The following is a 16,243-nucleotide window of genomic DNA, read 5'->3' on the forward strand; positions in this document are numbered from 1 at the left end:
TAGCTCCTATGGTATTTAATGGTTCATGTAATACCCAGCTATTCGAAAGCTGGGTAGAGCAATTCTTGATCAAAGAGCTAAAAGCTGGGCAAGTTGTGATAATGGATAACGCTGCATTTCATAGATCACAAAAGACAAAAGATCTCATTGAATCTGTTGGTTGTAAGGTAATTTTTCTTCCTCCTTATTCACCTGATTTTAACCCAATAGAGAAATTTTGGGCTAATATGAAGCGATGGGTTAAGCAGAAAATTTCTGACTTTCAGAGTCTTTTTGCTTCGTTATCTTTCTTTTTTAAATACGCTACCTCAAATTAATTTACTATATATGAAAATATCCAATTGGATATTGCTTGAATTTCTATTTATCAGCAAAGGTAGATATTTCTTTTTTAGGCAATACAGAGCAGCCATTACGCTTTAGGCAACAATAGATCTCTTTCGAAACTCGCTCAATTAAGAGCAAATGTGAGGAGTATACGAAGCACAGAACCGCAGCGTACATGAAGTACGTGAGGACTCGAGCATCGACAGCGTCGCCACAGTTGCCATCAGGAGTAGAGTTAGGAAAGAGGTCTAATGAAGGCTTGATCTGCTAAATGTGGACGTTTCTTGTAAGCTATACAACATCATCCAAAGGTAATTCCGTCATCTTTCTGAATGCGACTATAGATTCTTCTTCAGCTTCAGAGAGTACTGTTGATTTTATCTTCTTAGGACCCATCGGAAGGTCTTGCGTATCTTCTCTTTTTCTCCACTTGATGATTGTTTTGGGTTAACATTAGACCTCTTGCATAACCTAAAAATGAAAGAGGAATTTTTAAGAAAAATGATGTTGAGCGCCGCGGCATACTAGAGTATGTGAGGAGCGCAAAGGAGTTGTGACAACAAAATTACCCCACGGAATAGGTTATGCAAGAGGTCTATTGTTTTTGGGTTAACATTAAATCTTTTAGCCGCTTTCTCTATGCTCTCTTTACTATCACGGATCTCTCTACGGATTGCCTCCGTTGTTCTGGCATTCGCGTGTAATATTTGTCCCATAAGATTTTTCTCTTCATAGTATACACCATTATTTTCTGGGATCGAACACTACTCCACATATAGCAATATCGTACACAAAAATCAGAAAACCAGAAAACATCCAAGAATCTTTTTAAGATTATTTACGCAACAGCTCTATATTGTTTATAACATCTAAAAAGTCCGTCTTTAACTGGCCCTATTTTTGGGGCATTACTGTTTCTAAAAAACAGTTCTTCATTAGATCATTTTCCAAACTCGCTCAATTAAGAGCAAATGCAAGGAATATACGAAGTACAGAACCTGAGCGTACATGAAGTTAAGTGAGGGCTCGCGCATCGACGGCGTCGTCACAGTTGTCATCATAACTAGAGTTTGTAGAAGAGGTCTATTGCATCCATAGCAAATACTGAATAAAATATAGAGCGAATTATTATATTATCGATATCATAAAATATAAAAAATTGTTATGAGCACAAAGCGCGCGGTTGTTGCTATGTCTGGAGGGGTGGATAGTTCAACGGTAGCAGCTTTATTAAAACAACGCGGTGAGTATGATGAATTGATAGGTATTACGCTCCAATTGTATGATCACGGCGTAGCGCTGAATAAAAAAGGCGCGTGCTGCGCTGGTCAAGATATATATGACGCTAAAACAGTAGCAGATACCTTACAGATTCCTCATTATGTGCTGGACTATGAGAGCAGATTCAAAGCCTCAGTGATAGACGATTTTGTTGAGAGCTATGTTAGAGGCGAAACTCCACTGCCATGCGTACGCTGCAACCAATCGGTTAAATTTTATGATTTAGTTGAAATGGCGAAGCAGCTAGGCGCAACCAAGCTTTATACTGGTCATTATGTGAGAAAACTCATGGGGCAGCATGGATATGAACTACATATGGGTAAATGCGAGCGTAAAGACCAAAGTTATTTCTTGTTCGCTACTACCAAAGAACAACTTGATTTTTTGGATTTTCCATTAGGTAATTTTTCAAAAGAAGAAACAAGAAAAATGGCAGAGCAGTTTGAATTACCTATAGCAGATAAGCCCGATAGCCAAGATATATGTTTTGTACCAGATGGTAAATATCGCGATACTATTCTTGCTTACAAACCAGATGCGCAGCGCCCAGGGCTGATTATGCATATTGACGGCTTTGAGCTTGGCGCCCATCAGGGTGTTATTAACTATACCATAGGGCAGAGAAGGGGAGTGGGAGTAGCATTTGCTCATCCATTGTATGTAGTTAAAATAGATCCGGAAAGGGCTATAGTTTGGGTTGGTCCCGAACAAGCGTTAGAAAAGCATTCTTTTAATATTAAAGATTTGAATTGGCTTGCCACCGAGAATTGTTGCGATGGTGTCTTCGAAGTCAAAATTCGTTCTACAAAGGCTAAAATGCCGGCAACCATTATTAAAACTAGCGATAGAGAAGCGCAAGTTACGCTATCTGTAGCCGAAAAGGGGGTTGCACCAGGTCAGGCATGCGTAATATACTCTGGTACGAGGGTAATGGGTGGAGGTTGGATTGTTAGATAAAGCAACTATAGAGCAATTATTTTCTGAGTTTGCAAAATCTAACGCAAATCCAAAGATTGAATTGCATTATACTAATGCCTTTACTCTACTCGTAGCTGTAGTTCTGTCCGCCAGAGCGATGGACAAAGTTGTGAACCAATGCACTCCGTCGCTTTTTGCGGTATATGATACCCCATCAAAAATGTTAGAGTTAGGAATAGAGGGGCTGATACCATTTATAAATAGGATTGGGTTGTTTCGCTCTAAGGCTAGATATATTATTAATTCTTCTGCAATACTAATAGAAAAATACAATAGCGTTGTACCAAATAACCTCGAAGATCTTATCACGTTACCAGGGGTTTTTAGAAAAAGCGCAAATGTGATACTTAATACCATTTACCAAAGCCCGGTAGTGGCGGTAGACACTCATGTGTTTCGCGTAAGTAGGAGAATAGGTTTAACTAACGCCAAAACTGTGCGTAAAGTGGAAGATGATTTGATGAAATTGATACCAAAAAAATACCTTATTAATGCACACCACTGGCTTGTGCTACATGGTAGGTATGTGTGCAAAGCACAATCGCCACAATGCTACCAGTGCATCGTATCACATTTATGCAAAAGGCAAATGTAAAAATTGACAAAAACTTGAAGTTACTTAGAATATAATGAAAAATTCCAATAATAGGCATAAGCATAATCTGCATAATAGATTTAATATTAATGACGCAACTCTGCATAGATTCATCTTAGAAACGCGCAATGTAGCACGCGGCTTGAAGCGCGATTGGTTTGAGTTGGAATCGATGCAATCTGCTACTAGCGCATCTTCTAAGGGATTTTTGCAAAGAGCGATTATTAAGGCTTATCAAGATTTAGCGCAGGCTCTGGCAGAAGACGTAGTTTTAGCGAGTGAGCTACCAAATGTGAGTACGCATAGTTTAGGAGACTCATTTTTAATCATTGAACCATTAGATTCCCCAACAAACTTTGCTAGAGCTTTGCCATTTTTTGCGTTATCTGTAAGCAAGGTTATAAGGTCAGAGGCAATGATAAATAATGACCATACCATCAATAACTTTGAGCTTGTGGCTACTCACTCCTTATTTTATCTACCTATACTAGATGAAATATACTATACCAGTATAGGCAAAGGCGTGGCTATGGAAAAATTAGGAATGCGCAGTGAGGCGGTAAAGCTTACACTTCATAATAATAAGAGAGAAGAGGGCTTAATCTATAGTGCTGTTTATGATACACATGGATCAAATAACCCAAACGTTGATCCTGATGTGATACCAAAGACGCGCAATATAATTAACTGCTTATCTCCTATGTATCATTTATCTTTGTTACTTAAGTCTCAAATAGACTTGATAGAACATTACTCTGATAATGAAAACTGTTATTTTCAAATTGCAGCAAAACTTTTTGCCAAAGAAGCTGGAGCCGTATACAAAAATTCGAATAATATCTTTAGAATTGCTAATATTGATAGTTATTTTCCATAATATTCATTATGTCATTTGTATTTCTTGATTTCGCACCTCTTAGATAGCGGTAATCTTTCCATAGCATGGCGAAGCATAACCGCTGGCATTTGCCGCCCATTCTCATTAAGAAAAGATATAAGGCGCTCTTCATCTTTTTTTCCAGCTTCGCGTAACATCCAGCCAACTGCTTTGTGTATCAAATCATGATGATCTGTTTGTAATAATTTAGCTATTCTAAAAGTCCAGTCTAGTTGTGATTCGCGAATAAAATACCAAGTGGCAACGATTGCAATTCTACGCTCCCATAAATTTTGCGAGCGCGCTAAATTTTCGAGCATAGTTGGGTCTCGTTTAAATAAATGAGCTCCCAATATGAGATGCGCTGAACTATCTACTAAATTCCAATTATTAATATAACTAATATTATTAATATAGAATCTATAAATCTCTTCTCTATGCCCCTCATCACCACTATTATAGTGTTGCACTAATATTATCAATGCAAACAATCGTTCTTCATTTATAGGAGACTTTATTAATATTTTCAGATCCATGAGGGAAAGAACTGTAGCAAACTGCTTCGCAACTCTTCTTAAAGTTGGAACAGTAATGCCGAGAAATTGATCGTGCTGTGCATAATCACCGCTTTTTACTTTAAAAAATCTGGATGATTTCTGTGGGGTTGAGTCGATAGCGGCAATGAGCGCATGTTTCGCATCTTGAGTCGCATCTTGAGTTATATTAAGCATAAACGATATTAAGCATAAACGTAATAATAAATAGGTTGCGTAAGAAAGTAAGTTACGAACTTAAAAAAACACAGAGTATGTTAGGTGTAGAGCTGATGTGTTCTTATGCCGCTAATGCTTTATTATAAAATCTATTTTTGAAATTAATAATTCCAGCTATAATATTAAACTTTAAGTTATACGCCTTGCGTTTATTACGGTAATGATTCGATAAAATGCGAAAGTTTTTAAGTTGAGCGATAATATTTTCAACTTTTATACTTTTGCCTTGGCCTTTCTATCACCTATTCTGTAACATCTATCAGTTGCGCAGTTTCTTCATAAGATAACATCCTTATTCTTTTCGATAGCAACAATTCTGGCGAGCAATGGTTCTAATGTCTTTATAATTCTACAAACCCTTGCGTCATCAATCCCAAACATAAACCCTCCTTCCACGTCTCTATACTTATTTATAACCTTTTGTTACCATTCTAGCTCAAGCTTACTCGTTGAAATATCAAATTCTTCTTTTGATCTTTATGAAGTTTTAAATCAGTTCTTTACCTTGTACCTCAAGTTAATTTACTATAGCAGCCCTAATTTATCTGAACACCATAACCATCATTTGCACTCACCATCAAAACAAAGTGCAAATCTTGATTTCTATAGGTGTAAAAAATCTAACGATAAAATTCACATCCAATCTCAATTTCCTCCCTTCCCTTTTCTCTACGCCACTCATTAGTATCTCGAAGAGAATATATGCATCCACAATACTCTTGTTTATAAAAATTTTCTTTTTTAGCAATTTCATACATTCTGCTCGCGCCACCACCCTTACGCCAATTGTACGTAGAATAGTATAAATTAGGATAATAAGACACGGCCTTCTGCCCAGCTTCATTTACTTGCAGCATATTTTTCCATCTAGATATACCCAAAGAGCTTGTAATCACATTAAAATCATTCTCAAATGCATAAAGAGCTGTACGATAAAAACGCATTTCAAAACACATAGAGCATCTTACGCCACGCTCAGGCTCGCGCTCCATACCCTTAGCGCGCACAAACCAATCCTGTACATCATAATCTAAATCAACAAAAGGAACTCGCATTTTTTCGGAGAACCTGATATTTTCATTTTTCCTAAGTTCATATTCCTTTTTAGGATGAATATTAGGATTATAAAATAGAATAGTAAGTTGAATATCATGACTTAATATTGTTTCAACTAATGGCCCCATACACGGCGCACAACATGAGTGCAGCAACAGCTTATTGCTCTGATGTAGATGGTAATTTGGTAAAAAATCAGAAATTTGCATGAACTCTCAATATATTAATGCGCGATACAAATACAATTAATGCGCATACAAATGCAATATGCGATAAATACAAAGCGAGATCTATAAAAATGAGTTTTACCGAGAGAAAGATGCGTGCGATCTATGAGAATAAAAACCAATAAAGCTATAAATATTTCAACAAAATAGCATATTCTAGCATATTCACGTGCCTAATGCTGATTAACTTTACGCACCATGGTGGGACTGAAAGGATTCGAACCTTCGACCTAGCGATTAGGAATCGCTTGCTCTATCCAACTGAAGCTACAGCCCCTCTATAAAATTAGACATAATCTCTTGCTATCATAAAAATCTGCTATCATAAAAATCAAAAATAAGCAAATTTTACACAACTTCATGATGCTATTGCTTGCTTTGTTAAAATGCCTAATTTAACCTAAATTACTATACATACATACCACACACTATATTATATACCACATATACTCCATAGAATTACGCCTCGAGCATAACACCATCTGCTATAAAATCTCCTGCTGCACGTCTTCCCGATCTTGCTCTGCGCTATCCAAGGAGCAAGCATGAGAAGCTGGCGATGCCACCGAAGAAACTCCAGCTATCCCAAGAGATACATAGTCATCCTTCTGATCATAACTTAATACAACGGTATTTAATAACTGATCTTTCTGAAAATGCTTGCTAATATCACCATCAGCGCCAGTAATAGATATAATCTCTGATCTATTGATTCTACCCTGAATCCCATCAACTAACTGCACAAAAATATTATTTTCCGATACCTTTCTTACTTTTGTACTCACTTCAGTTCCAATAGGATGCTGCGCCACATAGTCTTGCAGAGGATTATGAGAACAGCGCTTGATGCTTAAAGAAATTTTATGATCTTTACTATCAATATTCAGCACTAACACCTCAACTGACTGACCAATATTAAACATTTTCTTATAGCTGCGATCAGGTTTTGTCCAGCTAATTTCTCTGCTATGCACTAATCCTTCGATGCCATCCTTCAACTCTACAAACACACCATAATCTGTAAAATTCGACACCCTACCCATAAGCTTAGTACCAACCGGGAATAATTTTTCTATCTCACGCCAAGGAGCATCATCTAGCTGTTTTACACCAAGCGAAATCCTTCCACTTTCTTTATCAAACTTAATAACTAATACCTTAATATCTTGACCTATACGCAAAACCTCTGAGGGATGATGAATTTTGCTCCACGAAATATCTGTTAAATGCAATAAGCCATCTACGGCACCTAAATCTATGAAAGCACCATAATCTGTAATATTTTTAACCTTACCTTCCAATATCTGCCCTTCCTGCACATGCTCTAGCATCTCGCCTCTTGCATGTTGCATAGAAGCTTCAACAATACTTTTGCGAGAAACAACGATATTATGGGTACTATGATCCATTGTTAGAATTTTAAACGCTTGAGAAACGCCAAACATACCGGATATATCTATAGGCCTCACATCCACCTGGCTGCCAGGCAAGAACGCATGTACTCCAGATAAATCGACGCTAAAGCCACCCTTAACGCGCCTAGTAATAACACCATTCACCAACTCTTGGTTCTTGTACATAGTTTCCAACGTACCCCAATACTCTTCACGCAGAGCTTTTTCGCGACTGATGATTGTTCTACCATTTCTACCTTCAAGTTTGTCGATGTATACATCCACCACGTCTCCAGGAACCGGTGTGGTTCTACCACCAGTGGTAAATTCTTGGATAGCAATACGCCCCTCATTCTTCAAACCAACATCCACCACTACCGCATCACGATCAACCGTTACAACCTGGCCCTTCACAACTGACCCTTCTTTTAGATGTTCACCGCTCACGCTATTCAGAAGATCTTCGAAATTTTGATCTTGGGCAAAGGATGTGTCAAAAGGTAAATTGACGAAACGTTTTTTAGGATGCATAGAAAAGATAAAACTAATTAAGGGAAACGAAGTTCGTATGTATAGCTTCTTGCACATAATGCAAACAAAAGCTAATGAGCTCAATGAGCTACGTAAGAATTATAAGCCAACATGCTATTTATGTCAATTCTCTAAGGGTTGCGCAACTTTAGCATTTTTTTTATCCAAAGCCTTATCTTGGTTGTCAATTAATCTGATTGATAAATCTCTCGCCTTCATGGGATTCATATAAGATAAAATCGCAGCCACTTTTGCTTCTTTCATATACTTGATTAGCTCTACCAAAACCGCTACTTCCATTTGATTAAAAATAAGAGCCGCCTCCTTAGGCCTCATGTTCTCATATACCTTCACTAAACTTTGAATCTGCTGCTCATGGCCAGCTTGCTGTTTGTTCACGATACCATCAATTTGCGCTCGCAACTCTTGTAGTTGCGCAACCTGCTGCTCGACAGATTTTTTAGTAGCTTCTAATACTTTAGTTTTATTGTCCATAGCCTGCTGTCTTTGCTCCATATCCTGCTGCATGCGCATCAAGGCATTGAGCAACAGCACTTCCTGCGTACCTAAATTAGTCCGATTCTTTTGCATAAAATCTTTCACATCCACCTCCTTAGTGTCGCTAGTCTTTTGTGCATCCTGCGCATCCTTTTCATCTAACTCCTGCACATCCTGTTTGTTCTCCGTCTCCAAGCTATTCTTGCTCCGCCCCCCTTCTTTTGTTTTAGTAAGACGCGAGGCGCCCTTGCTATCAACTGGTATCTTCGCTTCTACTTGACGCGCCTTCTTCGAGCTTGTTGTATCAGACGCGCTCGCTCGCATATGAGTATCATTCCACTTATCTGCAACGCCTTGACGAAAACTCATAAAGGTAGTAACCATTTTCGTAATCAGCAAAAGTCCTATAGCGGTTAACATTATATGTAGAAATTTTGTTTTCATAAATTAAAAGATTCTTATTTAATCTGAAGGTGTCTTTGTGATTTTAGGTAATAAATCATAATAATCTTTCTGCGTGAGAGAAATCTTATTATTTTGCGTTTTCTTTTTCAACTTCTCTTCAACCTTATTGTTCTTCGCCTCAACGTCGCTCATTTTATCGCCAGTATCTCCTAGTTGATCTATTAACTCTTTAGCCTGCAAACTCGCTGATTCTAAGATAGTAGCAACCCTATGAGCGTCTTCTATAAGACGTTGTAGATCTTTTAAATCCTTGGCTTGGTTCAGCTCAGATAAACAACGCTCCGACTTTTCCACGCTTGCGGAGAACATGTTAATCATCTTTCCAAATTCCTTCTTGCTCTCATTTAAAAGTTCAATATTCTTATAGAGTTTAAAAACATAAAATCCACAAAAACAAACAGCGATACATAAAATAAAATCAATCACCCAACCAATGCTTTCCATATCAGACTCTCATACCATCCCATCAATATTAAATCTATGTCAAATCCTTCTATGTCAAATCTTCAAATCACCTTTAATATCACTATTTTTATCTCCCAAAGAAGTAATAACTACAGCCATCACATCTTGCACCTTACCGATCTTACCATAGCATATCTCCACACCAGAAGATCTTACTATCATTTCTTGATTCACGTGATGGTCTGTTACTATAGTATTACCCACTTTCAAATTACGTAACAAACTTTGCAGCAATATCTTTTTGCTCATCAATACAACATCTAAATCTAGATGCATATCTTGCATTGATCGTAACAACACATCGCTCCAACTACTCTGATCTTCTGCCTTATCAAAAAACACATGTTGCAAACGCTTCTTAATGGGCTCGAGAGTTTTGTATGGTATTACTATTGCAGCTCCCTGTTTATTGCCAGCAATATCAATATTTACATCAAACAGAGCGATATGGTCGCTATCTTTAGCTAAGGTTGCTAAATTATTAACAGACTCAAATTTCTGAAAAACTATGGAAACGGCATATACTTGCTCAAATGCGCTAGCTAAATCACCCAACATCATCTCCGCAAGTTTATAAATAATGCCCTGCTCTATTAAAGTAAGAGATCTATTATGACTAGGTTTATAAGGTATCTTTTTATCTATTAACTTCCCACCCAACAGTAGGTAAATAAAATTATTTACTAATAAATCATCTAGCACCAACAAACCAAAATTATCTAACTCCACTATCTTAAACACTACCACCGTAGAATTCATCTGCAAATGCTCTACATATTCAGAAAATCTGGTAGTTTTATATCTATCGCCACTAAACTCCATAGATTCAAGAGTCATGCTACGCAAAGACGAGGATAGAATCTGCAAAAAACGCTCAAAAATAGTATTGAGCATCGGTAACTTCTTATAAGCCTGCAAAGACTGATCTAAAAACTGCTTGATATTCAAACGCTGAGTACTACTATCTACTTGTATAACCCCTTCAGATCGGCGCTTAGGCTTAGATTTAGGTTTAATAGAGGGCAAGCGAGTTGTTTTTGGTTTTTGTTTACTCATAATTTACTAGGAAATAATAATCTCAATTCTTTAAACATATAAACTCTGATGAGTAGAATCTGATACATAAATTCATTACGCAATCTAATGAAATGACATACTTGTCACCAACACATTTCTAATCTCACAAGGACTTAACAGATTACGCAAATACAGAAAGAGCGCTTCCTTAAATATCTGTACTCCATGACTAGTACTAAAATCACTTTTATATACTTGAGATAAAAAAACCGTCACTGCATCAGAAATTTCTGGTATTCTATCACGCAAATCTTGCAAATCATCATTATCAACAACTTCAAGAGCTAAAGCTAACGAAATCGTTTCATTTTCTTGATCGGAGGAGGAGCCGCTATAAATTGCAGTGGTAATTGTTGGTATTACTAAAATATTAGCGGTATGACCTTGCTGCTCATTTGAGCGATTACTATCAAAACCTAACTCAGTTCTTTTTCCTCTCATAAACAATGCATAAAACGCAACGCAAATAAAAAATATCACTAAGCCAATAATCAAATATCTACTAATTTTTTTTATTAATAAACTTTTGGCTTCATACTTCTCTCTTTCCTGATCAATATCAGATAGCAGGGCGCTTTGTTTTGTTGGATCTAAATCAGACATATTGTATTCTCAAATATTAATTAAAGACCAATAAATTGCTTCTTGTTATTATTTTACATACAGATTATAATATAAGTATATTGAAATTGGAACCTTAGTATTCGAATTTTAAATAAATATACAAATTATAGATAATTTAAATTTATTTTTATCATCTCATACTATAACCTGTTATAGCGCGAAGCAATGTTTTCTACGATTCAACACACAACCTGGAAGAAAATATCTATTCTCCTGTTTTTTATTACCTGCATCTTGTGTTCTGAAATACATGCTAGCACAAACACGCGATACATACTCACTTCTAACAGGATGGCTCGCAAAATCACGTCCGAGATGGTTACTAATAACTTAGCTAACGCGCATACTATAGGATATCGCGAGAACGCTCCTATTATTCGCCCAATTAGCACAAAACACCGCAAAACTTCCAATCATTTTGTACGAGTGACTGAGTCTTATCAACCAAAAATGACGACACAATATAAGAATACTAAAAATAGACTTAACCTTGCTATATCAGGCCCTGGCTACTTTAAAGTTCTCACGTCACAAGGGCCAAGATATACTCTCAATGGGGAATTTTTAATAAATAGCGATTATTTTATGGTAAATAAGAACGGTTTCTTTTTATTAAATTCTGGCAACCAACCAATATCTCTACCAAATAACGCGTCTATTACACTAATTGATATATCTAGCGACGGCAGCGTTTATTATGACGGAACGCGAATAGATATAATAGGGGTCTTTGACTTTCCAGAAGAAGCGAAGTTGTTACGAGAAGGTAATAATCTTTATGCAGAAGATTCCGGTTTAGAATTCGCAGTCGCTAATCCTACAATCATGGCAAATTCTCTGTTAATTTCCGATGTATCTACTATACACTCCATGGAATTAATGCAGCAGAGCCATAATATGGTTCTTTTATCTGAACAATTAGTGAATAACCTCAATAGCATGGAAAAATCAACTGTAGATAAACTCATCTCCGCGCGCTAAATAAATACTATGTTTAATATCGATGAAGAGCGTTACTTTCCATACAATAAATCGGCAATCAAGCAGTGTATACTAGATGTAGAATCCTATCCAAATTTTATACCATGGCTTAAAAAAGTTATAGTCATAAGTAAAAGCGCAGACAAAATGCTGGTAGACTGCTTTATTAATTTGCCGATAGACGTGCAATATAGATCAGAAATTGAAATTGATGAATGCCATGTTAGAATGCGCTCTACTTCAGACCAACTCAAATGCCTAACAGGTTGCTGGAGTTTTCTAGACCATAAGCCAAGCGGCACCTTGCTAAAATTCCAAGCCACTCTTGACTTTCACTCGCAATTGATCAATAAGTTATGTGCTACTTACCTAAAAGACTATACATTTAAAATTACTGATTTATTCAGCGATAGAATACATACAGTGTGTAAAGAACATAGCTAATTAACCACATTATCAACAACATCTTTATGTCACCTAAAAAACACAGTAAAATTTTATTTGCATATCTCATACCTTTCTGCGTAGGGGCGATTATCTGTTGCATACCTCGCCCAGAAACATTAGACAATCAGGCTTGGTCTCTCCTCGCACTTTTTGTGTCTACTATAGTGGCCCTCATCACTAAACCCTTACCAATGGGCGGAATAGCTCTAGTGAGCCTGGCTATTGCCACCGCTTGCAAAATTCTCCCTATGAATGAAGCTTTGTCCGGCTTCTCCTCATGCGTCACATGGCTTATCCTTTTTGTTTTTTGTATCGCAAGAGCGATGATTAAGGCGCATTTGAGCACTAGAGCAGCATACTTACTCATTAGCGTTTTTGGAGGACATACTCTTACTTTGTCTTACGTACTCACATTTACCGAACTATTGATCTGCCCAGTAATACCAAGTGCAGCAGCTAGAGCTGGAGGCATGATTTATCCAGTGCTTCTTTCCATCACAGATAATTGCGGCGCAAATAAGGATACGCAAGGGTATAAAAGCTTTGGTGGTTTTTTAGCATATAATGCATACCATACTAATTATATTACTAGCGCAATGTTTCTAACGGCTATGGCTGCTAACTTGATGATACAGCAGATTGCGTTAGACCAAGGTATAGAAATCACCTGGGCCGCTTGGGCCAAGGCCGCCATATTACCTGGCTTTGTGAGTTTATTGGTTGTGCCATACATTTCATATATATTCATGAAACCAAAAATCACTGCTATACCTAATGCCAAAGCTTTAGCAAAAAAACATTTGCAAGACTTAGGTAAGATGCAACATCAGGAGTATATTGTGCTTATAGTATTTGGTTTGATGTTATTTTTATGGATATTTGGCGACAATTTTGGCATTAATCCAACTGTTACGGCATTGTTAGGCTTGGTGCTGCTGCTCGTATCTCAAATCATCACTACCTCTGACATACTGCATGAATCCGAAGCTTGGCATAACTTTCTTTGGCTCTCCGTGCTGATGGCTCTTTCTCAAGCTATGCAAAAGTATAAAATAATAGCATGGTTCAGTGCAATCTTATCTTCGCACATTGGACACTTTAGTGCATATCATGGTTTAATTATATTAACTCTGGTATACTTCTATAGCCACTACTTTTTTGCTAGTATGACCTCGCACATAAGCGCAATGTATTCTACATGTCTGGCATTAGCTGTAATGCTAGGCGCGCCGCCCCTCTTTTCTGCGCTGCTGCTAGCCTTTGCCTCTAATTTGTTTGCAACGCTCACCCACTATGGTTCTACCGGTGCAGTTATCTTTTTTGGATCAAACTTTATATCAATAAAGCGCTGGTGGGGCGTGGGGCTCATTATTAGCTTTGTGCATATAATAATATGGGGAGGTCTTGGAGTTGCGTGGTGGAAAATGATAGGATTAATACCCACTTAAAACTGTCTTTTTACAATCACCACTTTACTTGGAATAAGTAATTATATAGTATGTTGAAGTTAGATTATTTTTTTTCATTGCATATAACAATTCTTTTATCTTATGAAGCTCGAACAGATAGTACATGATTTTGACAACAATGAAGCGCAGATACTCGTTGAAATCTCAATGAATTCACAGCCAGTCAAATATGAATTCGACAAGGAAGTTGGTGCCTTAAGAGTAGATCGTTTTCTGAATGTTGCAATGCGCTACCCTTATAACTACGGTTTTTTACCTGGTACACTCGGTCAAGACGGCGATCCTCTAGACGCGCTACTCATTTCAAACCACGAGGTTGTTGCTGGCGCATTGGTGAAGACAAAAATCGTAGGAATGATGGTGATGGAAGATGAATCCGGTATGGATGAAAAACTCATTCTCGTACCAACTAAAAAATTAGACCCGGTATATGATAAAGTAAATGATATAGACGATTTATGTCCTATATCGAAAAAGAAAATAGAGCATTTTTTTACACATTATAAAGATTTGGAAACTGGCAAATGGGTGCGAATTAAAAATTGGGAAGGTCGAGAGCGTGCGGTAGAACTTGCTAAGAAGTCATTGATATAACACTAAACAGTTTTGTATTGAATGACGCCTTGATATAATGGAATATCGATCCCCAAAATTACTATTATTTTCATGGGTTAGATCTGTAGATTGGCTGATTGTTTGGTCTGTCTTGCTGCTTGTGCTGCTAGATATAGTGCTAATCTACACTTCCAGCGCAATAGCTGTGAAGATAGGATTGAGTAAAAACTATTTCATTACTCGACAAACAGCTTATATCGGCATAGGGCTATCAGTAATGTTTGCGTTATCTATGTGTAAACGAGAGATGATTATAAAAATCATTTTAATCGGTTTTAGCATTAACCTGTTGCTACTCTCGCTAGTCAAATTTGTTGGTTATGAGTTTAAAGGCGCAGTACGCTGGATGCATATGGGCCCGCTTTCCATTCAACCATCGGAATTTATTAAACCATGCTTCGCTTGCGTTGTGGGCATGATCTGCGCCAGCACCCTACCAATATGTTGGAAGTTTATTATAAATATTGCAATATACTGCATCATTGCCCTGCTCCTGCTCATCCAACCAGATATAGGAATGCTCGTGGTTATTAGCGGCGTTTTTATTATCCAGTTATTCGTGCTAGGCTTGCCAATGTTTTGGCATGCCCTCCTTGCTGCCCTAGCAATATGCTGTGCTTTTGTTGCATATTTCATATTTCCACACGTTGCTCAGAGAATTAATGCTTTTTTAGATGACCAAGAATCGAACTATCAGGTAGTTAAATCTCTATTGGCATTTCAAAAAGGCGGTATATATGGCACTGGCCCTGGAGAGGGGGTGATAAAACGCATCATACCAGACGCTCACACTGATTTTATTTTCGCGGTTGCGGGTGAAGAATTTGGTATGATATTTTGTTTAATAATGATGTGGCTCTTTGCTTTAATTATTACTAGAGTTTTATTGCATTTAACTAAAATAGATGATTTATTCGTTCAAATATCAGCTACTGGCATCATCTCTCAATTCGCGCTACAAACTATCATTAATATCAGCGTTACGCTCAATCTATTACCTACTAAGGGGATGACTCTACCGTTTATCAGCTATGGCGGGTCTTCGATGCTAAGCATGTGCTTTGGGTTTGGTATACTGCTTTCGCTAACACGTAAAAACGTGCGATATGAACAATATCAATTCTGCTCCCTGGAACTTTAACCCTTCCTTGTAGATCATGGCTACGCGGAAAAAATCTGCGCAAAACGATTCTAATATCCTATCTTAAATTCTGACCGTATAGAGCTATCGATTAGAGCTGCTGCGTAAGTAAGAAAGTAAGTTAACTTAAAAAAACACAGAGTGGGACCGTTGTAAGATGAGATTTTAGAAAATTTTGTATTTTGTAGTTAAAATTTTTGTTTGAGTGATTTTATAAGGATTTTGCTATTAAAAGCTGCATAGTTTTTTAGTCAAATCAGAAATTAATCTCATTTTTAGCTGTTTTAGTTTTGTTATAAGCCTAAATAGATGTATTTTTACCTGTTTTATGCAGCAAGGACGGTTAAACGCTTTAAATTAAAACAGATTGCATTCATAAATTCAGCAAATTGATTTTTTGCTATTCCTACATATCGCAGTCG

17 protein-coding genes, 1 tRNA gene and 1 pseudogene are annotated in these 16,243 nt (G+C 37.2%); 9 read left to right on the top strand and 10 right to left on the bottom strand.

Features of this window, described 5'->3' with window-relative positions; translation table 11 throughout:
- Nucleotides 1–317: transposase (locus Sarmat_RS03170; protein WP_202149207.1), on the top strand; the 317-nt coding region annotated here is incomplete at its 5' end.
- A gap of 261 nt (nucleotides 318–578) precedes the next feature.
- Here Sarmat_RS03170 and Sarmat_RS06835 read toward each other — a convergent pair.
- Together Sarmat_RS06835 and Sarmat_RS07340 are read right to left on the bottom strand one after the other, a co-directional pair.
- Nucleotides 579–774: pseudogene (locus tag Sarmat_RS06835) on the bottom strand (IS481 family transposase); the annotation flags it as partial.
- A gap of 77 nt (nucleotides 775–851) precedes the next feature.
- On the bottom strand, nucleotides 852–1,043 hold the full coding sequence (locus Sarmat_RS07340) for a hypothetical protein (RefSeq protein WP_202149392.1): 192 nt from the start codon (nucleotides 1,041–1,043) through the stop codon (nucleotides 852–854).
- A gap of 448 nt (nucleotides 1,044–1,491) precedes the next feature.
- Between Sarmat_RS07340 and mnmA the strand changes: the two genes are divergently transcribed.
- Genes mnmA through Sarmat_RS03190 form a run of 3 tightly spaced genes read left to right on the top strand, consistent with a single transcriptional unit; the run spans nucleotide 1,492 to nucleotide 4,058 of the window.
- A complete protein-coding gene (gene mnmA / locus Sarmat_RS03180) occupies nucleotides 1,492–2,565 on the top strand; it encodes a tRNA 2-thiouridine(34) synthase MnmA (protein ID WP_202149393.1) in 1,074 nt (357 codons plus the stop codon).
- Nucleotides 2,555–3,181: an endonuclease III gene (gene nth, locus Sarmat_RS03185; RefSeq protein WP_202149394.1), complete on the top strand. Its 627-nt coding sequence runs from the start codon at nucleotides 2,555–2,557 to the stop codon at nucleotides 3,179–3,181. Before mnmA ends, nth begins: the two co-directional genes overlap by 11 nt.
- Nucleotides 3,182–3,215: 34 nt before the next feature.
- Nucleotides 3,216–4,058, top strand: coding sequence for an FIG domain-containing protein (locus Sarmat_RS03190; protein WP_202149395.1), 843 nt, complete (start codon nucleotides 3,216–3,218; stop codon nucleotides 4,056–4,058).
- Between the two features lie 11 nt (nucleotides 4,059–4,069).
- Here Sarmat_RS03190 and Sarmat_RS03195 read toward each other — a convergent pair whose 3' ends face one another.
- From Sarmat_RS03195 to Sarmat_RS03230, 8 genes are all read right to left on the bottom strand, one after another.
- A complete protein-coding gene (locus Sarmat_RS03195) occupies nucleotides 4,070–4,789 on the bottom strand; it encodes a DNA alkylation repair protein (RefSeq protein ID WP_202149396.1) in 720 nt (239 codons plus the stop codon).
- Between the two features lie 662 nt (nucleotides 4,790–5,451).
- Nucleotides 5,452–6,096 carry an epoxyqueuosine reductase QueH gene (locus Sarmat_RS03200; RefSeq protein ID WP_202149397.1) on the bottom strand — a complete coding sequence of 215 codons (645 nt, stop codon included), beginning with the start codon at nucleotides 6,094–6,096 and terminating at the stop codon, nucleotides 5,452–5,454.
- A 217-nt stretch (nucleotides 6,097–6,313) separates the two neighbouring features.
- A tRNA-Arg gene (locus Sarmat_RS03205) sits at nucleotides 6,314–6,391 on the bottom strand.
- A gap of 208 nt (nucleotides 6,392–6,599) precedes the next feature.
- Nucleotides 6,600–8,039, bottom strand: a complete 1,440-nt coding sequence (locus tag Sarmat_RS03210) for a 30S ribosomal protein S1 (RefSeq protein ID WP_202149398.1) — start codon at nucleotides 8,037–8,039, stop codon at nucleotides 6,600–6,602.
- Between the two features lie 123 nt (nucleotides 8,040–8,162).
- A complete protein-coding gene (locus Sarmat_RS03215) occupies nucleotides 8,163–8,981 on the bottom strand; it encodes a MotE family protein (protein WP_202149399.1) in 819 nt (272 codons plus the stop codon).
- 18 nt (nucleotides 8,982–8,999) lie between these two features.
- On the bottom strand, nucleotides 9,000–9,446 hold the full coding sequence (locus tag Sarmat_RS03220) for a hypothetical protein (protein WP_202149400.1): 447 nt from the start codon (nucleotides 9,444–9,446) through the stop codon (nucleotides 9,000–9,002).
- A 54-nt stretch (nucleotides 9,447–9,500) separates the two neighbouring features.
- Nucleotides 9,501–10,523, bottom strand: coding sequence for a FliM/FliN family flagellar motor switch protein (locus Sarmat_RS03225; protein ID WP_202149401.1), 1,023 nt, complete (start codon nucleotides 10,521–10,523; stop codon nucleotides 9,501–9,503).
- A gap of 84 nt (nucleotides 10,524–10,607) precedes the next feature.
- A complete protein-coding gene (locus Sarmat_RS03230; RefSeq protein ID WP_202149402.1) occupies nucleotides 10,608–11,147 on the bottom strand; it encodes a flagellar basal body-associated FliL family protein in 540 nt (179 codons plus the stop codon).
- Between the two features lie 312 nt (nucleotides 11,148–11,459).
- Here Sarmat_RS03230 and Sarmat_RS03235 point away from each other — a divergent pair, with 312 nt between their 5' ends.
- From Sarmat_RS03235 to Sarmat_RS03255, 5 genes are all read left to right on the top strand, one after another.
- The gene (locus Sarmat_RS03235; protein WP_202149403.1) at nucleotides 11,460–12,149 is read left to right on the top strand and encodes a flagellar hook-basal body complex protein; all 690 of its coding nucleotides are present in this window, start codon (nucleotides 11,460–11,462) and stop codon (nucleotides 12,147–12,149) included.
- A gap of 9 nt (nucleotides 12,150–12,158) precedes the next feature.
- Nucleotides 12,159–12,593 (top strand): type II toxin-antitoxin system RatA family toxin, encoded by a 435-nt coding sequence (locus Sarmat_RS03240; RefSeq protein ID WP_202149404.1) that lies wholly within the window; start codon nucleotides 12,159–12,161, stop codon nucleotides 12,591–12,593.
- Between the two features lie 26 nt (nucleotides 12,594–12,619).
- Nucleotides 12,620–14,044 (top strand): DASS family sodium-coupled anion symporter, encoded by a 1,425-nt coding sequence (locus tag Sarmat_RS03245; protein ID WP_202149405.1) that lies wholly within the window; start codon nucleotides 12,620–12,622, stop codon nucleotides 14,042–14,044.
- 102 nt (nucleotides 14,045–14,146) lie between these two features.
- Complete coding sequence (ppa, locus tag Sarmat_RS03250) at nucleotides 14,147–14,659, top strand: inorganic diphosphatase (protein WP_202149406.1); 513 nt, start codon at nucleotides 14,147–14,149, stop codon at nucleotides 14,657–14,659.
- A gap of 37 nt (nucleotides 14,660–14,696) precedes the next feature.
- Nucleotides 14,697–15,821 (top strand): FtsW/RodA/SpoVE family cell cycle protein, encoded by a 1,125-nt coding sequence (locus Sarmat_RS03255; RefSeq protein WP_202149407.1) that lies wholly within the window; start codon nucleotides 14,697–14,699, stop codon nucleotides 15,819–15,821.
- The last annotated feature ends 422 nt before the right edge of the window (nucleotides 15,822–16,243 follow it).

The sequence above is a fragment of the Candidatus Sarmatiella mevalonica genome, assembly GCF_016751895.1.
Lineage (GTDB): Bacteria > Pseudomonadota > Alphaproteobacteria > Rickettsiales > Rickettsiaceae > Sarmatiella > Sarmatiella mevalonica.